The sequence below is a fragment of the Vibrio paracholerae genome (assembly GCF_037672085.1).
Lineage (GTDB): Bacteria > Pseudomonadota > Gammaproteobacteria > Enterobacterales > Vibrionaceae > Vibrio > Vibrio cholerae.
The window spans coordinates 1715552-1733450 of the sequence record NZ_JBBHLM010000002.1 but is presented as its reverse complement, the minus strand read 5'-3'; the positions used below and the strand labels follow the sequence as shown (position 1 = coordinate 1733450).

The 17899-nt window shown below is 48.6% G+C and carries 14 protein-coding genes and 2 pseudogenes; 5 read left to right on the top strand and 11 right to left on the bottom strand.

All coding sequences use genetic code 11. The annotated features are described in order from the left end of the window. Nucleotides 1-16: 16 nt before the first annotated feature. Nucleotides 17-286: pseudogene (locus R4537_RS13000) on the bottom strand (Lrp/AsnC ligand binding domain-containing protein); the annotation flags it as partial. Nucleotides 287-289: 3 nt separating this feature from the next. On the opposite strand from R4537_RS13000, the pseudogene R4537_RS12995 reads away from it, so the two are divergent. After that, nucleotides 290-529, top strand: a pseudogene (locus R4537_RS12995) (LysE family translocator); the annotation flags it as partial. A gap of 216 nt (nucleotides 530-745) precedes the next feature. On the opposite strand, the gene R4537_RS12990 reads toward R4537_RS12995, so the two are convergent. Further along, the gene (locus tag R4537_RS12990) at nucleotides 746-3115 is read right to left on the bottom strand and encodes a YgiQ family radical SAM protein (protein ID WP_071178399.1); all 2370 of its coding nucleotides are present in this window, start codon (nucleotides 3113-3115) and stop codon (nucleotides 746-748) included. A 279-nt stretch (nucleotides 3116-3394) separates the two neighbouring features. On the opposite strand from R4537_RS12990, the gene R4537_RS12985 reads away from it, so the two are divergent. Further along, nucleotides 3395-5851 (top strand): sensor domain-containing phosphodiesterase, encoded by a 2457-nt coding sequence (locus tag R4537_RS12985; protein ID WP_071178398.1) that lies wholly within the window; start codon nucleotides 3395-3397, stop codon nucleotides 5849-5851. 119 nt (nucleotides 5852-5970) lie between these two features. Here R4537_RS12985 and R4537_RS12980 read toward each other — a convergent pair whose 3' ends face one another. Beyond that, nucleotides 5971-8739, bottom strand: coding sequence for a M16 family metallopeptidase (locus R4537_RS12980; protein WP_071178397.1), 2769 nt, complete (start codon nucleotides 8737-8739; stop codon nucleotides 5971-5973). A 223-nt stretch (nucleotides 8740-8962) separates the two neighbouring features. On the opposite strand from R4537_RS12980, the gene R4537_RS12975 reads away from it, so the two are divergent. Next, a complete protein-coding gene (locus R4537_RS12975; RefSeq protein ID WP_071178396.1) occupies nucleotides 8963-9649 on the top strand; it encodes a hypothetical protein in 687 nt (228 codons plus the stop codon). 116 nt (nucleotides 9650-9765) lie between these two features. Next, on the top strand, nucleotides 9766-9966 hold the full coding sequence (locus tag R4537_RS12970; protein ID WP_000366101.1) for a DUF4250 domain-containing protein: 201 nt from the start codon (nucleotides 9766-9768) through the stop codon (nucleotides 9964-9966). Between the two features lie 6 nt (nucleotides 9967-9972). On the opposite strand, the gene metR is transcribed toward R4537_RS12970, so the two are convergent. After that, nucleotides 9973-10890 (bottom strand): HTH-type transcriptional regulator MetR, encoded by a 918-nt coding sequence (metR, locus tag R4537_RS12965; protein WP_071178395.1) that lies wholly within the window; start codon nucleotides 10888-10890, stop codon nucleotides 9973-9975. A 395-nt stretch (nucleotides 10891-11285) separates the two neighbouring features. On the opposite strand from metR, the gene metE reads away from it, so the two are divergent. Further along, the gene (gene metE, locus R4537_RS12960; protein WP_071178394.1) at nucleotides 11286-13571 is read left to right on the top strand and encodes a 5-methyltetrahydropteroyltriglutamate--homocysteine S-methyltransferase; all 2286 of its coding nucleotides are present in this window, start codon (nucleotides 11286-11288) and stop codon (nucleotides 13569-13571) included. Nucleotides 13572-13845: 274 nt separating this feature from the next. On the opposite strand, the gene R4537_RS12955 is transcribed toward metE, so the two are convergent. The 7 genes from R4537_RS12955 to R4537_RS12925 form a co-directional block, all read right to left on the bottom strand. Continuing rightward, entirely contained in the window at nucleotides 13846-14244 is a 399-nt protein-coding gene (locus R4537_RS12955; protein ID WP_000725069.1) for a GspS/AspS pilotin family protein, read from the bottom strand. Between the two features lies 1 nt (nucleotide 14245). Then, nucleotides 14246-14542, bottom strand: coding sequence for a YciI family protein (locus R4537_RS12950; protein ID WP_000270410.1), 297 nt, complete (start codon nucleotides 14540-14542; stop codon nucleotides 14246-14248). A gap of 74 nt (nucleotides 14543-14616) precedes the next feature. Beyond that, a complete protein-coding gene (gene yciA, locus R4537_RS12945) occupies nucleotides 14617-15036 on the bottom strand; it encodes an acyl-CoA thioester hydrolase YciA (protein WP_001077272.1) in 420 nt (139 codons plus the stop codon). Nucleotides 15037-15195: 159 nt separating this feature from the next. Continuing rightward, nucleotides 15196-15741, bottom strand: coding sequence for a septation protein A (locus R4537_RS12940; RefSeq protein WP_000811598.1), 546 nt, complete (start codon nucleotides 15739-15741; stop codon nucleotides 15196-15198). Between the two features lie 232 nt (nucleotides 15742-15973). Then, nucleotides 15974-16198: a hypothetical protein gene (locus R4537_RS12935; protein WP_000422989.1), complete on the bottom strand. Its 225-nt coding sequence runs from the start codon at nucleotides 16196-16198 to the stop codon at nucleotides 15974-15976. A 229-nt stretch (nucleotides 16199-16427) separates the two neighbouring features. Continuing rightward, nucleotides 16428-17075, bottom strand: a complete 648-nt coding sequence (locus R4537_RS12930; RefSeq protein ID WP_000044446.1) for a YdcF family protein — start codon at nucleotides 17073-17075, stop codon at nucleotides 16428-16430. Continuing rightward, nucleotides 17068-17898, bottom strand: a complete 831-nt coding sequence (locus R4537_RS12925; protein WP_000832741.1) for an NAD(P)H-binding protein — start codon at nucleotides 17896-17898, stop codon at nucleotides 17068-17070. Before R4537_RS12925 ends, R4537_RS12930 begins: the two co-directional genes overlap by 8 nt. Nucleotide 17899: the final 1 nt, after the last annotated feature.

Genomic DNA, 17899 nt, shown 5'->3' with positions numbered 1-17899 from the left:
GTGCTTGTTGGTGAGGTTACTGCCGCTCATCTTTGGGTGAATCCATCACCACCATGGTGGTGATGGATTTGACTACTGCACATTCGCCAAGCACATCGGCATGGAAGCGCTTGTAAGCCACTAGGTCTTTGGTTTCCACGCGCAGTAAGTATTCGTTCATGCCAGTAATGTTATGGCATTCCACCACTTCTTTGGCAAAGCGGACATGCTGCTCAAAGCTGAGCTGTGATTGCTTGGTATGGCTGTTTAAGCCAATCGCCACATACGCGATAAAACCCACCTCAATGAAGTGAACCCAAAAGGTTGGTCAATGGCGCTCACGGCGGTGAGTGTATTTAACCCGAATGCGAGTTGGCTACAGCTCGGTTTGATTGCGTTGGTGTTTGCGTTAGTGAATTTACCTTCAGTCAGTGTGTGGACTGCCGCAGGCAAACAACTGAGCTACTGGATGAACCATCCCAATTATGTGCGTTGGTTTAATGGGGTGATGGGGGGATTGTTACTGCTTTCGGTGGTGCCGATGCTTTGAAAATACCCCCTCCCGACCTCCCCCTAAAAGGGGGAGGAGAGAAGAAGGACCTCCCCTAGAGGGGGAGAAGAAGGATCTCCCCTAGAGGGGGAGAAGAAGGATCTCCCCTAGAGGGGGAGAAGAAGGATCTCCCCTAGAAGGAGGAGAAGAAGAGCCTCTCCTAGAAGGGGGGATAAGGAACTCTCCCTAGAAGCGAGAGAATAAGGTAAATAGGGTTTAACGTGCGCGTTGCGGCTGACGTTGAGTATTTCCACGGCTGGCAGGACGCCCAGAACCTTGCGGTTTACCGCCTGTCGCTGAACCACGTTGACCTTGTTGGCCTCGGTTTTGTTCACCGCGAGCAGGTTGGTTGTCCGCAGGTTTGTTCGCCGTTGGCTTATTGCCTGTCGGTTTACTGCTGGCAGGTTTGCCCTGATTCGATTTATTGCCGCTGTTCGGACGACCTTGGCCGCCAGATTTGTTACCACGCAGCGCATCAAAGCCCGGTTGGCTATGCGTATGCTTGGTCGCAAAACGATTCGCGCCATGACGACCTGATTTGCGGCTTTGTGCTGGGGTGACTAGGTCTGAATCTTTTTCTGGGATCAGACACTCAGGGCGATCACCAATCAGATGACGTTTGCCCATCGCAATCAGTGCTTCACGAATCATCGGCCAGTTGGCAGGATCATGGTAGCGCAGCAGGGCTTTATGCAAGCGACGTTGCGCTTCACCTTTCGCCACTGGCACCTTTTCCGGTTTCTTGTATTTCACGCGTTTCAGCGGGTTCACTTCTGCATGATACATCGCGGTAGCATTACACATTGGCGATGGATAGAAGTTCTGTACTTGGTCACAACGGTAGTTGTTGGATTTCAGCCACAGTGCGAGGTTGACCATGTCTTCATCTTCAGTCCCCGGGTGAGCGGCAATGAAGTAAGGGATCAGATACTGTTTTTTACCTGCTTCAGCGCTGTATTTTTCAAACAGCTCTTTAAAGCGATCATACGTCCCCATGCCCGGTTTCATCATCATGCTCAGTGGGCCTTTTTCCGTATGCTCAGGAGCAATCTTCAAATAGCCTCCGACGTGGTGAGTCACCAGCTCACGCACGTACTCAGGCGATTCAATCGCCAAGTCGTAACGTACACCAGAAGCGATCACCACTTTCTTAATGCCATCCACATCACGCGCTGCACGATACAGATCGATGGTGTGTTTGTGGTCGGTATTCAGCTTATGACAGATTCCCGGGAACACACAGCTTGGGCGACGACAGTTCGCTTCTGCTTTTGGATCTGAACAGCCAAGGCGGTACATGTTCGCTGTTGGGCCACCCAAGTCTGAAATCACACCAGTAAAGCCCGGCACTTTGTCGCGGATTTCTTTCAGCTCATTGATGATCGACTCTTGCGAACGGTTCTGGATGATGCGCCCTTCGTGCTCGGTGATAGAGCAGAATGAACAGCCACCAAAACAGCCACGCATAATGTTGACCGAGGTTTTGATCATGTCGTACGCCGGAATTTTCGCATCGCCATATTTAGGGTGCGGAACACGGGCGTAGTAAAGGCCAAACACGAAATCCATCTCTTCAGTCGTGAGCGGGATCGGTGCTTGGTTAACCCAAAGTTCACGGTCACCATGACGCTGCACCAGCGCACGGCCTGAATAAGGGTTGGTTTCTAAATGCAACACACGGCTGGCGTGCGCGTACAAAATACGGTCATTCACCAGCTTTTCAAATGAAGGCAGACGCACTGCGGTGGTCTTCGCATCATGGCGCGATGGGCGAATGGTGATAGGTTTCGCTTCTTCTTTCTCATCACCTTTGGTCGCGCACTGGGTTTCCACTTCATACGGATTGCTGGGCACAAAGGGTTTGTTTGGCTGATCAATGCGGGTGGAATCGATAATCTTAAAATGTTCAGGGACTTGAGCCAAATTCACTGCGGTGCCGCGCACATCAACCATCTTATTGATGGATTCGCCATTGGCTAAGCGGTGTGCCACTTCAACCAGTGCGCGCTCTGCGTTACCGAATAGCAAAATATCGGCTTTCGCATCCAGCAGGATAGAGCGGCGAACTTTGTCTGACCAGTAATCGTAATGCGCGACACGACGCAGGCTGGCTTCAATACCACCAAGCACAATCGGCACATCTTTGTAGGCTTCACGACAACGTTGTGAGTAAACCAATGAACAGCGATCAGGACGCATACCACCTTTGTTGTTTGGGGTGTACGCATCGTCGTGACGAATTTTTTTATCCGCCGTGTAGCGGTTGATCATTGAGTCCATGTTACCGGCGGTTACACCGAAAAACAGGTTCGGTTTGCCAAGCGCCATGAAGGCATCTTTAGTTTGCCATTCTGGCTGCGCAATGATCCCAACTCGGAAGCCTTGTGCTTCAAGCAAGCGGCCGATGATCGCCATACCAAAGCTTGGGTGATCAACATAAGCATCGCCGGTCACGATAATCACATCACAGCTATCCCAGCCTAATTGATCCATTTCTTCACGACTGGTCGGTAAGAATGGCGCTGTGCCGAAACACTCGGCCCAGTATTTTTTGTAGTGGTGGATAGGGGTAACTTCGCTGTGCATATTTTGGCCTCAAGATTAAGAGGGCGGCATTATAGCGGCTTGCAAGGCCAGTATCTACCGTAACATTGCCCCGATTTTGCTAAGGGATTATTTCACTCTTACTTGCGAAATAATCCACGAAAGGAATCAAGGTCTAAAAGAAAAGTAGGCAAGTTAGTTTTTAGTTACTAATACTTTAGTTAGGGATAAGTTAACGTTATGCGTCAGAGTTCATTGTATGGGGTGACAAGCTGTTCTAAGGTGGTCACAGAATCAACATCATCAGTTTAGGGATACCGGATGAGTGTGAATGTATCAACCGTACAACCACAAAGTATCGGCTTCAAAACTCGTTATGCACCACTCGATTGGTGTTACCAGTTAGCCAGTCAGCACATGGATTACGATATTGTGATGTGGCAATCACTGGTGGGAAATTCTCGCTCGATTACCAAGCCCGACGATTTTCTTGAGTACTTGCCTTTGACTCAGCGCGAGGATGCCGCGGGCTTTTTCGCGCAAGCAGGTTCAGCGCCACAGAGTCTCAATACCTTATTGGTGAGCGCCGAAAAGTTGGTGGCATTAGTCTCGTTTTCGGTTGACGAAGTGAGTAGCCAGCTTGTTCGAGGGACGATTACACCATTACTGATTTTCCATTCTGGTATGGAATCCGCCTTTGCCTTTGATGCTTTATTTGATAATGACCATCATGGGGTTGTGATTACCGATGATCAAACGCGAATTTTGGCGTGCAATCGTTATTTTGAGCAGCAAACGGGATATCAACAAAATGAGCTACTGGGGTTAAAAACCAGTATGTTCAATTCGGGCAAACATTCGCAGCATTTCTATGTGGATATGTGGCAGCAATTGCGTGAGCAAGGCGGCTGGAGCGGAACGATTTTATCTCAGCGCGCTTCTGGCGAAGTTTGGCCGCAAGACCTATCCATTAAACGTTTAAGTCCTCAGAAAGGGCAGATCTTTTATATCGGCTTTACCACGGATCTGGCACCGCATTTGGATCGCGTACTGGATAAGCAAGCGGGCGATGTCGAATTACTGACACAATTACCGACGCTGTCTAAATTCAGTGCTCAGTTGAAACAGCGTTTACCTAAGCAGCAAACCACCACTGGATTTGTGTTGGCGATACAGCCTAAATTCAGCAGCGATAAATACTATGCGCAGATCCGCCTGCTGGCTGCCAGTTTGGCGCAGAACCGACAAGTGCAACTGTGTGGCTATCACGGTGAAGGGATTTTTCTGTGTCAGTTGGATGCGGAGAAAAACCTAGAAGCTCAGCCTTTGGTTGGGTTACAGCGTACTTTACGCCAGTTTTTTATTGAGTTACGACAACGAGGTGGGCAGGAAGCTCATCAAGCCGTTGCTAAGGGGCGTTTAGGGGTTTCGGTGTTAAATGTGGATACCGATAAAATAGAGCGCCTCGTTCCCCATGCCATCCAAGCCATGTTGGAGCACCACGCGGGGGAAACTCGACATATCAACTTTTATGATCGCGCAATCCATCAGCAGATTGAGCGTCGTAAAACACTGGAAAAATGGGTACAGAAATGGATAGCAAATGGCGATGTCGAAGTGTTTTATCAGCCCATTGTGGATAGCCAGAGTTGGTCTGTGGTGAAGTTTGAGGCGCTTTGCCGTTTTCAAGCTCCTGAGATTTTGCATGCATCAACGCAAGAGTTAATTTCAATAGCCGAAGAGCTGGGGCTGATCAATCAGTTAGATGAGTTGGTTGGCGGCAAAGCCCTGAAGGATCTGCCTAAAATTCACGCCTTATTTGGTCACCATGTGGGAGTCAGCATCAATCGTTCGTTAAACAGCGACTTGAGTGCTGAGCAGATTTTACAAAGCGTGGTTGACATGCTCGCTGAAACGCCGACTTTGGCGAAAAATATCACGGTGGAGTTAACGGAAACGGCTTACTTTGACTCTCAATCACAAGGCGGCGAAGTGCTGCAGTATTTACGAAATCGTGGAGTTACTGTCGCGATTGATGATTTTGGCACGGGCTTTTCTTCGTTCTCTTACCTAACGGAGTGTCAGTTTGATTATTTGAAAATCGATCGAGAGTTTGTGACTAATATCGAAGTGGGGTCACGCCGCTACGCCATCGTAAAAATGATGACCGATCTTGCCCATACTTTGGGTGTTAAGGTTGTCGCCGAAGGGGTAGAGACTGAACATGAAGTGTATGTCCTCAAGTCGTTGGGGGTAGACCTATTACAGGGATTCTTTTTCGCCAAGCCTTTGCCACTGAGTAACCTTATTCATGCCTCGGATTATCGCAAACATCTTAAGCTGACCAACCGTGAAGCCGATAAGCAATCAAGCGAAATTACAACACTGCAAAGTTTAGCGATTTTCACTCAATATCGGCTCGACCCCGGAGATCCACTCTCGTTGGCGGTGGAATACTTTAACTCGGTGCAGTCCGATGTTTTACCGGTCGTCACGGCCGGTGAATGTGTCGGCTTGGTGGATAGAGCCGCGCTGAATTTACACCTTACACCTACCATGGGTACTGAATTAGAAACGGCACGTGAAGCCGCTATTTGGCGCAAACCCGTCAATCAAATCATGCGCACGCCGCAAGTCAAACTGGCTCATGATACAGACCTCAAGCTATTAGCCTCGTTGCTCAAAACCAATCCACCGCCACCTTGGGTTTTAGTCGAGGGTAATAAATACAAAGGGATTGTGACTGCGCAGCGTCTGCTCGCTTATTTAGCGAGTTGATATAGCCAGCAAAGCCGGGGAAATATCGGTTCCCCAAAACGCCACTCATAACAAAGCCCGCTTGGCGGGCTTGGTTTAGGTTGAATAATGAGTATTGATTCGATGAGTGTGCTCAGCGCTTAGCCTTTAGGATTAGCCTTAGGCGTCATGATCAGCTCTTGTGACATCGTATCTTTGCCAAATAACGCTTGAGCTCGTTGGTTGACTTCGCTGAGGGTGATGGATTGTGTCATCTCCTCAAACTTGTAGATGGCCTCAATCCCATAATGATGAATCGCATAACGTACCACGGTGTAGGCTTGTTGCGCGGGTGATTTCTCAAGTGTTTTCATATCTATCAAGAACTTCTGCTTGACGATATCCCATTCTTGCTGCATCACACCTTGGGCAAGCTCATTCGCAACTTCATGCATCACTTTGGCCACTTGTGGTTCACTTTTCGGGTCAACTAAGGCTGACAGTATCCAATCATTGAGAATATCTCCATCGACCACGTAAGGGATCACTTGTGGCGTGTAGTCTAAACCTTGATGCTCACGAACTTCAGTGAGTAAACGCTGAGTCGCAATACGTTGCAACATATCATCGATAAAGACGGTTTTTGCTGTACGCGGCTGAGTTTCAGAGAGCAGGCGTAAGGAATATTGAGTCGAGTTTTCATTGTTAAGTGCTAATTCTAGGCGTGGTACAACCGGTTTGAGCAACTGGCTGGTCATAGGTGAAAGCGTTCCCTTGGTCAAAGGTAAGCTTGCTACGTACTGACGCAACATCGGGGTGATTTGAGAGCGCTCAATATCACCGACGATGACCAGCGTATTATTGCGTCCTTCACTGAAGAGACGTTGATGAACCTGCTCAATTTGCTGTGCCGTGACTTGGGCGACCTGTTCAGGAGTGCGCATTCTGTATGGGCTGCCCTCGATAAAGCTTTGATGGCTGACCTCACGTATGAAAGTGCCGATAGGAGAGTCAAAATACGTACTACGATTTTGAGTAAATTCGGTTTTCACTGAATTGAGCTGATCAGGACTGACTTTGACTTGAGTTGACAATAAATGGAGTATTTCCAGCAGCTCAGGTAACTCTTGCGCTTTACTATTGGCTTCGAAACCATGACTGGTCGATGCAATATAGCTATAGAAACCAATGTCTTTCTGACGAAGGTAGCGATCAAACTGAGAGCCGTTCAACGTATCTAAACCACTTCGCATTTGCACTGCAGGAGCAATTTCAGCGGCAGGGAGTAGGTCTGCAGGTAACGCGAATTGGCCACCCGAACTGGCGTATTGAACAAAGACGCGATCTTTGGCTTCAATATTGCGCAGATAATAGACGTCAATACCGTTATCAAGCTGCCAATAAGTCACCTGTGGTTCGTCATTAATATCGAGTTGTTTCACCACTTCGCCCGCAGTAAATTGCTGGGTGAATGGGCTATCGACTTGTTGGTCGATAGGCTGATTGCCAGGTTGCGCTAGGTCGTTACGCCATTGTGGCAAGGCATTTTTCAACGCTTGCGCATCTTCAGTGGCCGCAACGCCAACAACCCAGACAGGGTTTTGGCTCAATTGCTGTTGGATATGACGATTGATCATTTCTGGTGTCGCTGAGGCAATAAATTTGCTCAAGCTCGCTTGGTAATCGAGCGTCGCTTGGATCGGTTCATCAAATACAATTGAGTAGACTTTTTGATTGGCATGACTCGCTGGGGTTATGGCTTCGCGATCTTCTTGTAAAAAGGTTAAATGCTCACGATAACCGCGCATAATGATATCCAACTCATTTTTGGTCACCCCGTAATCACGCACTGAAGCGAGCGTTTCCAGTAACAAGGCTTGCACTTTCTCTCTTTGCTCGGCCGCAAATCCGACACTGATGATAGTGTAACGCTGGCCTTCGACTACATAATGGCTCGCGTAAATGCCCGTCGTAGCTTGCGCTGCATCATTGAATGCCGCCCCTAGGCGTGTGTGCAATAGCTGTTCGCTGACGTCGTCGCGCCAAAACTCTTGCTGGCTGGCATAGTCTTTAATCGCTGCTGAGCCTTGGGGGAAGATCAAGGTCAGGCTAGGCGATTCTCCTGCAGTCACCGGAGCGACTAGGTCTTGGTTATTCAGGGCTTGGTGATAAATCGAAGCTGGCTTTTCGGTGGTGCCTTTCTTCCATGAGGAGAAATAGTTCTCAACCCACTGTTGGCCTTGTTCAAGGGTAAAGTTACCAGTAATGACCAGTTCCGCTAATTGAGGTTGATACCACTGTTGGTAGAAGGCTTTCAAACTGTCTGGAGTGGCGGCTTGCACCAACTCGCGTGAGCCGAGGGGATCGCGATCCGCGTAGGAGGTCCCTTGGATCTGGTGCAGATAAAACTGCTGCTCTAAGCTCATGTTTTCTGTGCGTGAGGCGCGAAACTCCCCCAAAATCACCCCTTTCTCTTTTTCGACTTCATCAGCGTCAAACGCTAAACCGTCAGCAATATCAGCAAACCACAATAGCGCTTTATCGATATTTTGCGCATTAGGTAGGTCGAGCTGATAAACCGTGCGGTCGTAGCCGGTTAAAGCGTTAAAGTCGGCACCAAACTGGGCACCACTTTGCTCAAACATCCGAATCACATCATTGTGCTGATAATGGCGGGTTCCGTTAAATGCCATATGTTCGATGAAGTGAGCGTAACCCGTTTGCTGCGCGGTTTCTTGCATTGAACCTGCGTGAACGTACAAACGAATAGAGACTTCTTGTTCACTGTCTGGGTAGAGATGGTAAGTAAGGCCATTGGGCAGTGTTTGAGTGACCCAGCGTTGGTCGGGTTGGAGTGCGCGGTTGGTTTGTTGTAAGGCGCAACCGGCGAACAGGATGCATAAAATGCTGACTAATAATCGAATTTTCATATCATTCTCTAGTTATAGTTGGACGCAAACTATAACCTATTGTGATGTTTTGTCGTCCCACTTTTGTTTGGCTTGCTGCACTTTTAGCCATTTTGCGATCTGGTCTGAGTAGTTCACACCACCGGAGTTTCATCCACAGAGGAAATTCGCGGCCGCTGCTTGGGGTTCTCGAAGGAGGTTTGCTATTATCTGCCACCTCGACAGCTCTCTGATTTGGCAAACTATGCTTTATTCTCTGATTTCCGTATTCGCACCTATGTTATTGGGCGCGCAAATCATTTTGACACTGGTGCTGGTCAAGGGGGAAATTTGCCCCGGGCAGCGTGGTCGTATCCACAAAGTATTGCCTGCGTTAGCGGTGCTCTGGTTGGCCGTAGCGTCGATCAAAATTGAAGCATTTCTGGTGGTGTTTGCACTGTTTTACTTCTATTCGCAAGTGCAGACTAAAAAAACGCGTGAAGAAGGCCCGCTGTGGGTGATGTATTTAGCCAATGGTTTAGCACTGGCTTACGTCGGGATTTTGATCAGCGAAGCGCCGGCATGGCCTGCATCGCTCAATATCGTTGCGGCGATTTTCCTGCTGGGTGCGATGTTCGGACATTTGCTACTGACACTGGCTCGCTCACGCTTACAAGCCTTTCATCGAATCTTGCCTGTGGTAGGGATTGTATCTGCCATGCTCACTGCGTTATGCCTCTTGCCTTATGTTTCTGGTTTGAATGACGAGCAACTGCAAACACTATTGATGCCGATTGTGATGAGCTTTGGTTTGCTGATTGCAGGTGTCGTGGCGTGGTGCTGGCATTTGATCTCTGGCAAAACCGTCACTAAATGGCAGTTATTGCTCGCAGGGCTTTTGGTACTGGCATCCGCAACCGGATTCCACGGTTTGTATCAAATGCCGTTGTAGCGCAGTGGAGTGAAGTGCGTCGCACAGATCACTTTTCGTTACCCAAATAGCGACTATGCTTGATGAAGTTGGGGAGCGGAAACGCTGAGTGAAAACATTCAATCAGGAGTGATGTGATGGATCTGAGCAACGTACGAAACTTCGATAGCGTGATCTTGCTGGGCATCGTCAATGAAAAACTGCGTTTGGAATGTGACAGTCTGGATGAGTTGATCAGCACTTATGAAATGGATATTGAGCATCTGGTCGGTAAGTTAGACGTACTGGGTTATCAATACGATCCTCTTACCAACCAGTTCAAAGCTTATGCTCGGTAGTGATGCCTAAAGTGAAGCCATCTTGATCCCATCAAGGTGGCTTTTGCATTGTTGGCGTGCGGTAGCGAAAAAGGCTTGCAGGTAGCGTTTGTCTTTTTCGCTATGGCGAGTGGCGGCAAACAAGCGACGCCATAGCCCTTTACCTAACGGTTTACTGGTGATGAGCCCTTGGCGTGAAAACTCGCTGATTGCCCAATTCGGTAGAGCCGCGACGCCTAATCCTGCCGACACCATTTGTACCAGCATCAAGGTATTGTCGGCTTGCTTCCAGCGTGCGGGCTCAACGCCTGCGGGGTGCAAAAAGTGTTTTACGACATCCAACCTTTGCTTTTGCACCGGATAGGTGAGCATGGTTTGATCGATCAAATCTTGGGGTTCAATACCTGCTTTGTCTGCCAACGGGTGGTTGGTGGCGGTGATAAGGCGCATTTCAAAATCAAACAGCGGCTCATAATGCACTTCTGAGCGCGGCAAAATATCTGAGGTGATCACCAAATCCAATTCCCCCGCTAACAGCGCGGGTAGAGGTTCAAACCCAAAGCCGGACGAAAAATCCAGCGCCACATTTGGCCAACTGACCTGATATTCGCGCAGGGCGGGCATTAGCCATTGAAAGCAGGAGTGGCACTCAATCGCCATGTGCAGGCGTCCATTCACATCTTCTTTAAGGCTCGCCAGTTCATTCTCGGCGCGCGACATCTTAGGCAAAATATCGTCCGCCAAACGCAGCAAAATTTCGCCTTCGGTGGTAAAACGCACTGGGCGTGTTTTACGCAAAAAAAGCTGCCCGCCAATTCGCGCTTCCAAGTCTTTAATCTGATGCGAGAGCGCAGACTGGGTGAGATGCAACGAGGTCGCGGTGGCGGTCAGTGAACCGGTATCGCGTAGCGAGATCAGCGTTTTCAAATGTTTCAGCTCTATCATGAACTCTCCTCACTTATCCCTAAGCCAACATGAATTTTTAGCTAAGTTACGCCGATTTTTCGGAGCTGTAAACATCTAGATGGCTATAACCCTCCTGCTTGAAGCCGCAGCGGTGTTGGCTACATTCGTTCACCCCAATCACATAGTGTGTCTATGCTCATGGGGATGAGCTCACTTACTGCCTACCTGCAACTCCAAGCAGTTTGGTGATAAATAGTAAAGGTAAATTGATAGTTGCCAGTGCCAACATGAAAATTACTAATAAACAAGTTGAATAAATGAACCTTGTCCTCGAAGGCGTACAACGCGATAGTTTAGCCATCCAGACATCTTTCGATGTGCTGAGGCAGCTTAGAGCTTCTACGACCTATTAAGAACAGACAAAGGATTTTCACATGACAACGACACACATTCTTGGTTATCCCCGCATTGGCGAAAAACGCGAACTTAAATTTGCTCTTGAAAAATACTGGCGTGGTGAGATTGACCAAGCGGCTTTGAAACAGGTCGGTAGTCAAATTCGCCAACACAACTGGGCATTGCAAAAAGAAGCCGGATTAGACTTTGTGACCGCGGGTGACTTTGCTTGGTACGACCATGTACTCACCACCACGCTGTTACTCGGCCATGTGCCTAAGCGCCATAGCCACGGTTTTCCTGATTTAGATACTTTGTTCCGTGTCGGTCGTGGTCAGTCACAAAATGCTTGTGGTTGCGGAACGGGCAGTGCGGCTTCTGATATGACCAAGTGGTTCAACACCAACTATCACTATATCGTGCCGGAGTTCAGCTCTCACGACACGTTTAATGTAAGCTGGCCACAACTGTTTGAAGAGGTGAATGAAGCGCTGCAAGCGGGTCACGATGTAAAACCAGTGCTGCTTGGTCCTGTGAGCTACCTCTATTTAGGTAAAGAAGTGGAAGAGGGCTTTGATCGCTTAACGCTGTTGCCGCGTTTATTGACCGCTTACCAAGCGATTCTGAGCAAGCTGGCGAAGCAGGGTGTGCAATGGGTACAAATCGATGAGCCTATTTTGGCGTTAGAGCTGGAACCCCGTTGGCAAGAAGCATTTAAGCTGGCTTATCAGGTGATCCGCGGTGACGTCAAACTGCTCCTGACCACTTACTTTGATTCAGTGTTAGACACGCTTGATAAGATAGTCGAACTGCCTGTCGATGGTTTGCATGTGGATATTTCGGCCGCTCCAGCGCAGCTCGAAACTATTGTGAACCGCTTGCCTTCCGATTGGGTGCTTTCTGCGGGGGTCATCAATGGCCGTAACGTTTGGCGTGCCGATTTGAGTGCCATTCTGGCTCGTCTACAACCTGTAAAAACCTTGCTGGGTGAGCGTTTGTGGGTCGCCAGTTCCTGTTCACTGCTGCACAGCCCTGTCGATCTGGATCTGGAAGGCGATCTAAGCGCAGAAACCCGCAGCTGGTTTGCGTTTGCTAAGCAGAAAGTGACCGAAGTCGCCTTGCTCGGCTGTGCTCTGGAGGGGGATGCCGCCGCAATTTTAGCGTGTGATACCTACAGCCAGCCGATTGCTGCGCGCAAATCTTCTCACACGGTGAACAAGGCTTCTGTGCAAGCGCGTATCAACAATATTACGGCGGCATTGGCAGAGCGGAGTGCGCCTTATATTGAGCGTGCTCATCACCAAGCAGAAGTATTGGGTCTGCCTTTCTTACCGACCACGACCATTGGCTCTTTCCCACAAACGGGTGAGATCCGTACTGAGCGTAGTGCGTATCGCCAAGGCAAGCTGAGCGAGCAAGAGTATGTGCAAGCACTGAAAGGCCATATTGCTGATGCAGTGAAACGCCAAGAAGCACTAGGGCTAGATGTGCTGGTACACGGTGAAGCGGAACGTAACGACATGGTGGAATACTTTGCTGAAAACCTCGCCGGTTTCCAAACCACGCAGTTTGGTTGGGTGCAGAGCTACGGTTCACGCTGCGTAAAACCTGCGATTGTGGTGGCGGATATCGAACGTGAAAAACCGATCACGGTGGAGTGGTCAACTTACGCGCAATCTCTAACTTCTAAGCAGATGAAAGGGATGTTGACGGGGCCTGTGACCATTCTGTGCTGGACCTTCCCACGTGAAGACATCAGTCGCCAAGAGATTGCTCAGCAATTGGCGTTGGCACTGCGTGATGAAGTGGCGGATTTGCAAGATGCAGGCATCAATATTATTCAAATTGATGAACCCGCGATTCGTGAAGGTTTACCACTGAAAAAACGCGATCATCAAACCTATTTAGATTGGGCAGTGCAAGCGTTTAAGATTTCCGCGGGTAGCGCGCGTCCGGAAACGCAAATTCATACCCATATGTGTTACAGCGAATTCAACGAGATCATCGAATCGGTTGCGGCACTGGATGCCGACGTGATCACCATTGAAACATCGCGCTCCAACATGGAGCTGCTCAAAGCGTTTGAAGAGTTTAACTACCCGAACGAAATTGGCCCAGGCGTGTACGACATTCACTCACCGAACATTCCTGCACAAACATGGATTGAAGATCTGCTGCGCAAAGCAGCAGAAAAAATTCCAGCACAGCGTTTGTGGGTCAACCCAGATTGCGGTCTAAAAACCCGCAACTGGCCAGAAGTGGAAGCGGCACTCACTAACATGGTCAACGCAGCGAAAGCACTGCGCGCAGAATGGCAAGCCTGATATACGCTTCCTACTTGAGGTTTACCTACAACGCCAAGTAGTTTGAGTAAACCGTTAGAAACCGCAAAGGCCTCTTATGAGGCCTTTGTTCTTTTCGTTTGTGTTGCTCGAGAGTCAATCTGGAATATCCCCTTGCTACTTGAAGCTGCAGCGGTGTTGGCTACGTTCGTTCATCCCAATCACATAATGTATCTATGCTCATGGGGATGAACTCACTTGCCGCCTACCTGCAACTCCAAGTCGTTTGGGTATAGCTTGATGACTGTAAACTCGCTTAACCTTGCTTGCAGCTCTCTTTCGTGACCAACTGATCGGCCATTAATTGACCACGCGTGTTGCGCATTTGGATGCGGTAGCTGATCCCAACATCCAGATTCGAACGGATGTCTTTGTTAGCACAGAAGCTACTGACCGCGCTTTGCAGTACTTGTTCGGTCGGTTTGGCATTATTGGCATCCGTGTTGTACACCATCATTAGCTCAACAGTACTGCCTTTGGCGGTAGCACGGAGAATATTCAGAGGGCCAAACTCCAATGGTAACTCGGTCGAGAGTAAGCTGGCGCGGTTACCCGCCAATAGCTCAAGGTTACGCTGTTTTTCTGCTGAGCCAGAGCTGCAACCGACGAGAAGGAGAGTCGAGGCGATAACGCTGCTCAGGACGATTTTTTTCATATCAGAATACTTTTTTGAAAGGTTTAACAATGACGTTGGCATAAACACCCGCCGCGACATAAGGATCGGCATCCGCCCAAGCTTGTGCTTCAACTAAGGAGGCGAACTCCGCGATCACGGTTGAGCCAGTAAAGCCTGCCTGTCCCGGATTTTCGGAATCGATGGCTGGCATGGGGCCTGCAGTGAGCAGACGGCCTTCATCTTGCAGTTGTTGTAAACGCTCCAGATGTTTTGGGCGTACGCTCAGACGTTTTTCTAATGAGTTCTCGACATCCTGCGCAAAAATCACATACCACATAACACTTTAATCCTTATCAACTGACCAAAAGCAAAGTCAATACTCTACGCAACTCGCTTGTGAAACACAGCCTATCAAGATGATTTCTGTGATCCATTGCTGAGGCTTATTGCTCTGGGACGGCCATTTGCATCAATCGCCACATAGTTAAAGGTGGCTTCACACACTTGAAAACGTTCGCCGACCCCCTCTTCTTTGACCGGCTTAACCCACACTTCGAGATTGATCGACATCGATGTGCGGCCAATCTTGGTGCATTCGCCGTAGCAACATACCACGTCACCGACTTTGACAGGTTTTTTAAAAGTGATACTGGAAACAGAAACAGTCACGATGCGTCCACAGGAGATCTCTTTCGCGAGAATACCGCCCGCTAAGTCGAGTTGAGACATGATCCAGCCGCCAAAAATATCGCCATTTGCATTCGTATCGGCAGGCATTGCGAGTGTGCGCAGCAGAAGCTGGCCTTTAGGTGAATTTACGGTTTGATTCATTTGGGGATCCACAGCAAACAAAACAGCGACCGAATACGGTCGCTGTGGATTAGGGGGCGGATTATAACCACAAATTCGTCACTGGATCATCCCTTTATGCCCAGCCAATCTCCTTCCTGCTTGAAGTGCCAAATCGTTTGGGTATGCCATCAGGACAATTTATTGGTTTTTCTGTTTGGGTTCATGGGGAAGGTGTTTGTAGATGTAGCCTCCCGTGAGCAGAGTAAACACTAAGGTTGCCGCCAACAGACCAAATACCTTGAAATTAACCCAGACATCAAGCGGTAGGTGGTAGGCAACATAAAGATTGAGTGCAGCGCAGCCGCTGAAAAACATCACCCATGCCCAGTTAATGGTTGACCATACCGCATCCGGCAAGGTGAGCTCTTTACCGAGCATCCCTTTGATCGCAGGCTTACCCATGATCTGGCTGATGGTTAGACCGAGCGCAAAAACCACATACACAATCGTCACTTTCCATTTGATGAAGTTATCGTCATGCAGGGCTAAGGTCATGCCACCAAACAGAGCAACCATCACGAATGTGATGAGCTGCATTTTCTCCACTTTTTTGTACATAGCATAAGTGACAATCACTTGAACTGTCGTGGCGGCGATCAGCGCCCCTGTTGCTACGTAGATGTCATAAAACTTATATAAAGCGAAAAAAATGATCAGTGGAATAAAGTCGAGCAGTTGTTTCATTTTGGGTACGTCCAGTCAAATGAGTGGCGACAGTGTAGCGAAACTCTTTGGCAAGAAAAACTGTTAAGCGATGTTTGGGTTCTCTATAGAGGCAAGCACCGGTCGCTTAAGCCATGCTCAAGGCCGTAATGATTTGAAGTCAGGAGGGATACGGAGATAAACAAAGGATGGCTTTCGCCATCCTCATCTGTCACACATGACGAAGTTCAGTGTACTTACCTGAGCCATCAGACTAGTTGGAGAAGTCATGTAATTCGTGAAGGTAGCCTTCGCTTCTTAGGGCTTCAAGGGTTGACGCTAATTCATCATCGGACATGGTTAAACAGCTGGATTTACCCGTCATGCCATACAAGGTCTGCTGATAATCAAGCGCAGAGTAATAGCCCATACGATCTTCCAACAATTCACGCATTCCTATGTGAATAAGGTCGTAGCAGTGGTGACGTTGTAATTCCATAATCAAACTCCTTGATTGCTGTTTGGAAAGTGGAGGCGACCTCAACGTTCATTTTTACTCAAACAGTCACTTCTATCCAAAAAGTCACTTCCATTCCCAAAGTCACTTCTATTCAAAAAGTAGCATCTACCTAAAAAAGTAACTATCTAAAAAAGTCACTATCTAAAAAAGTCACTATCTAAAAAAGTAACCTATACCCCAAAATAGCTAAGCAAAACCGATGCCACAATCATGACATTTCAAGATGCACTTTTAATGGCAACAAAGCTTGATAGGCCTGCATCACTGGCTCTGGGATAGGTTGCGTGATTTGAAAACCCAGCGCTGGATAATCTCGGATGCGTTCAAAATCGCCCAGCATGGCATTGAGCACAAAATCACTGGTGAGCTCTGAAGTTAAATAGTCAAAAAAACTGCCTGCGGGTGAGGTAACCTGCACACTTTCGACCGATTCTGGCCACTGTTGCATAAATGTCGCATAAGCGCGACGTTCCATATAAGGTTTTTGCACCAGTAAGATGCGTTTGGCAGGCCAAGCTTGTTGCACCAATAGCTGATGGCTGAAATGTAGATTTTCACCACTATTGGTCGATTGTGTCTCAAGCAAAATCGCGTGTTCAGGGACACCAGCATCTTTAGCGATCGCGGCAAAAGTCTCCGCCTCACTGTGGTTAAATACCCCTTGAGTAAAACGGCCAAAGCCACCGGAAAACAGTACATAAGGGGCAAGGCCTTGGTGGTAGAGTTTTGCCGCATGTTCTGCCACACGGACATCGTTACTGCCGAGCACCAAAATCAGATCCGCAACGTCGGGTTGTTGGTGCAACTGCAAGTAATCCCATAGGGTTTCAATCTGTTGATACAAGCGTTTACTCATAACCGTGCACAGCCTCTAAGGTGTGAGAGAAATGAAAACGGTAACCAGCTGCCAATAATTTGTCGCACACAATCCGTTTCTCCTCTTTATCACACAGCGGTGGCAGAGGCAGTTCGCTTGCTACTGCGTCGAGTGCGGCCTGATAAAACTCCGCTTTACTGACCGTGTTGGGGGTTGTGGCGTTGATAATCGAGTAGGGGAGCTGCTCTAGTGAAAAATGAGCGATACCAATCGCGTCATACAGATGCAGCATATTGGCTGGCGCGAGTCGGCTGACTTGTGCCATTTTGCTGACAAAGCGTGATGGGTGGCGTTTAGGCCCCATCAGGCCACTGCAACGCAGAATGGTGTAATCCATACCTGAGGTGATCACATGCTGTTCGGCTTTGAGTAAGATGCGCGCTTTCGCATCAAAAGCGGAATTATCCAGTGCCAATGCCAAAGAGGCGTCTTGTTCATTCATCGCTTTGGCGATATCGGGATACACAGAGGTTGAACTGATCATCACCAGTTTTTGAATATTGGCCTGTTTGGCATGCTGCACCAAGTTTTGCCAATGTTTGGCATAGTGCTCGCCAGCGCCTTGACGAAAACCGGGAGGAAAGCAGCCAATGACGGTATCGCATTGCCGCTCAAGCAAAGCATCGCTTAAACCATCGGGTTGATCTAATTGGCAAACAAAACTCTCAATACCTTGATCTTCAAGAGTTTGAACAGCCTGTGGGGTAGTGCGTGTCGCATACACAATATGGCCTTGTTGCTTAAGCCATTGTGCCAGTGGCAAACCTAGCCATCCTGCACCTATCACGACAACTCTTTTCATC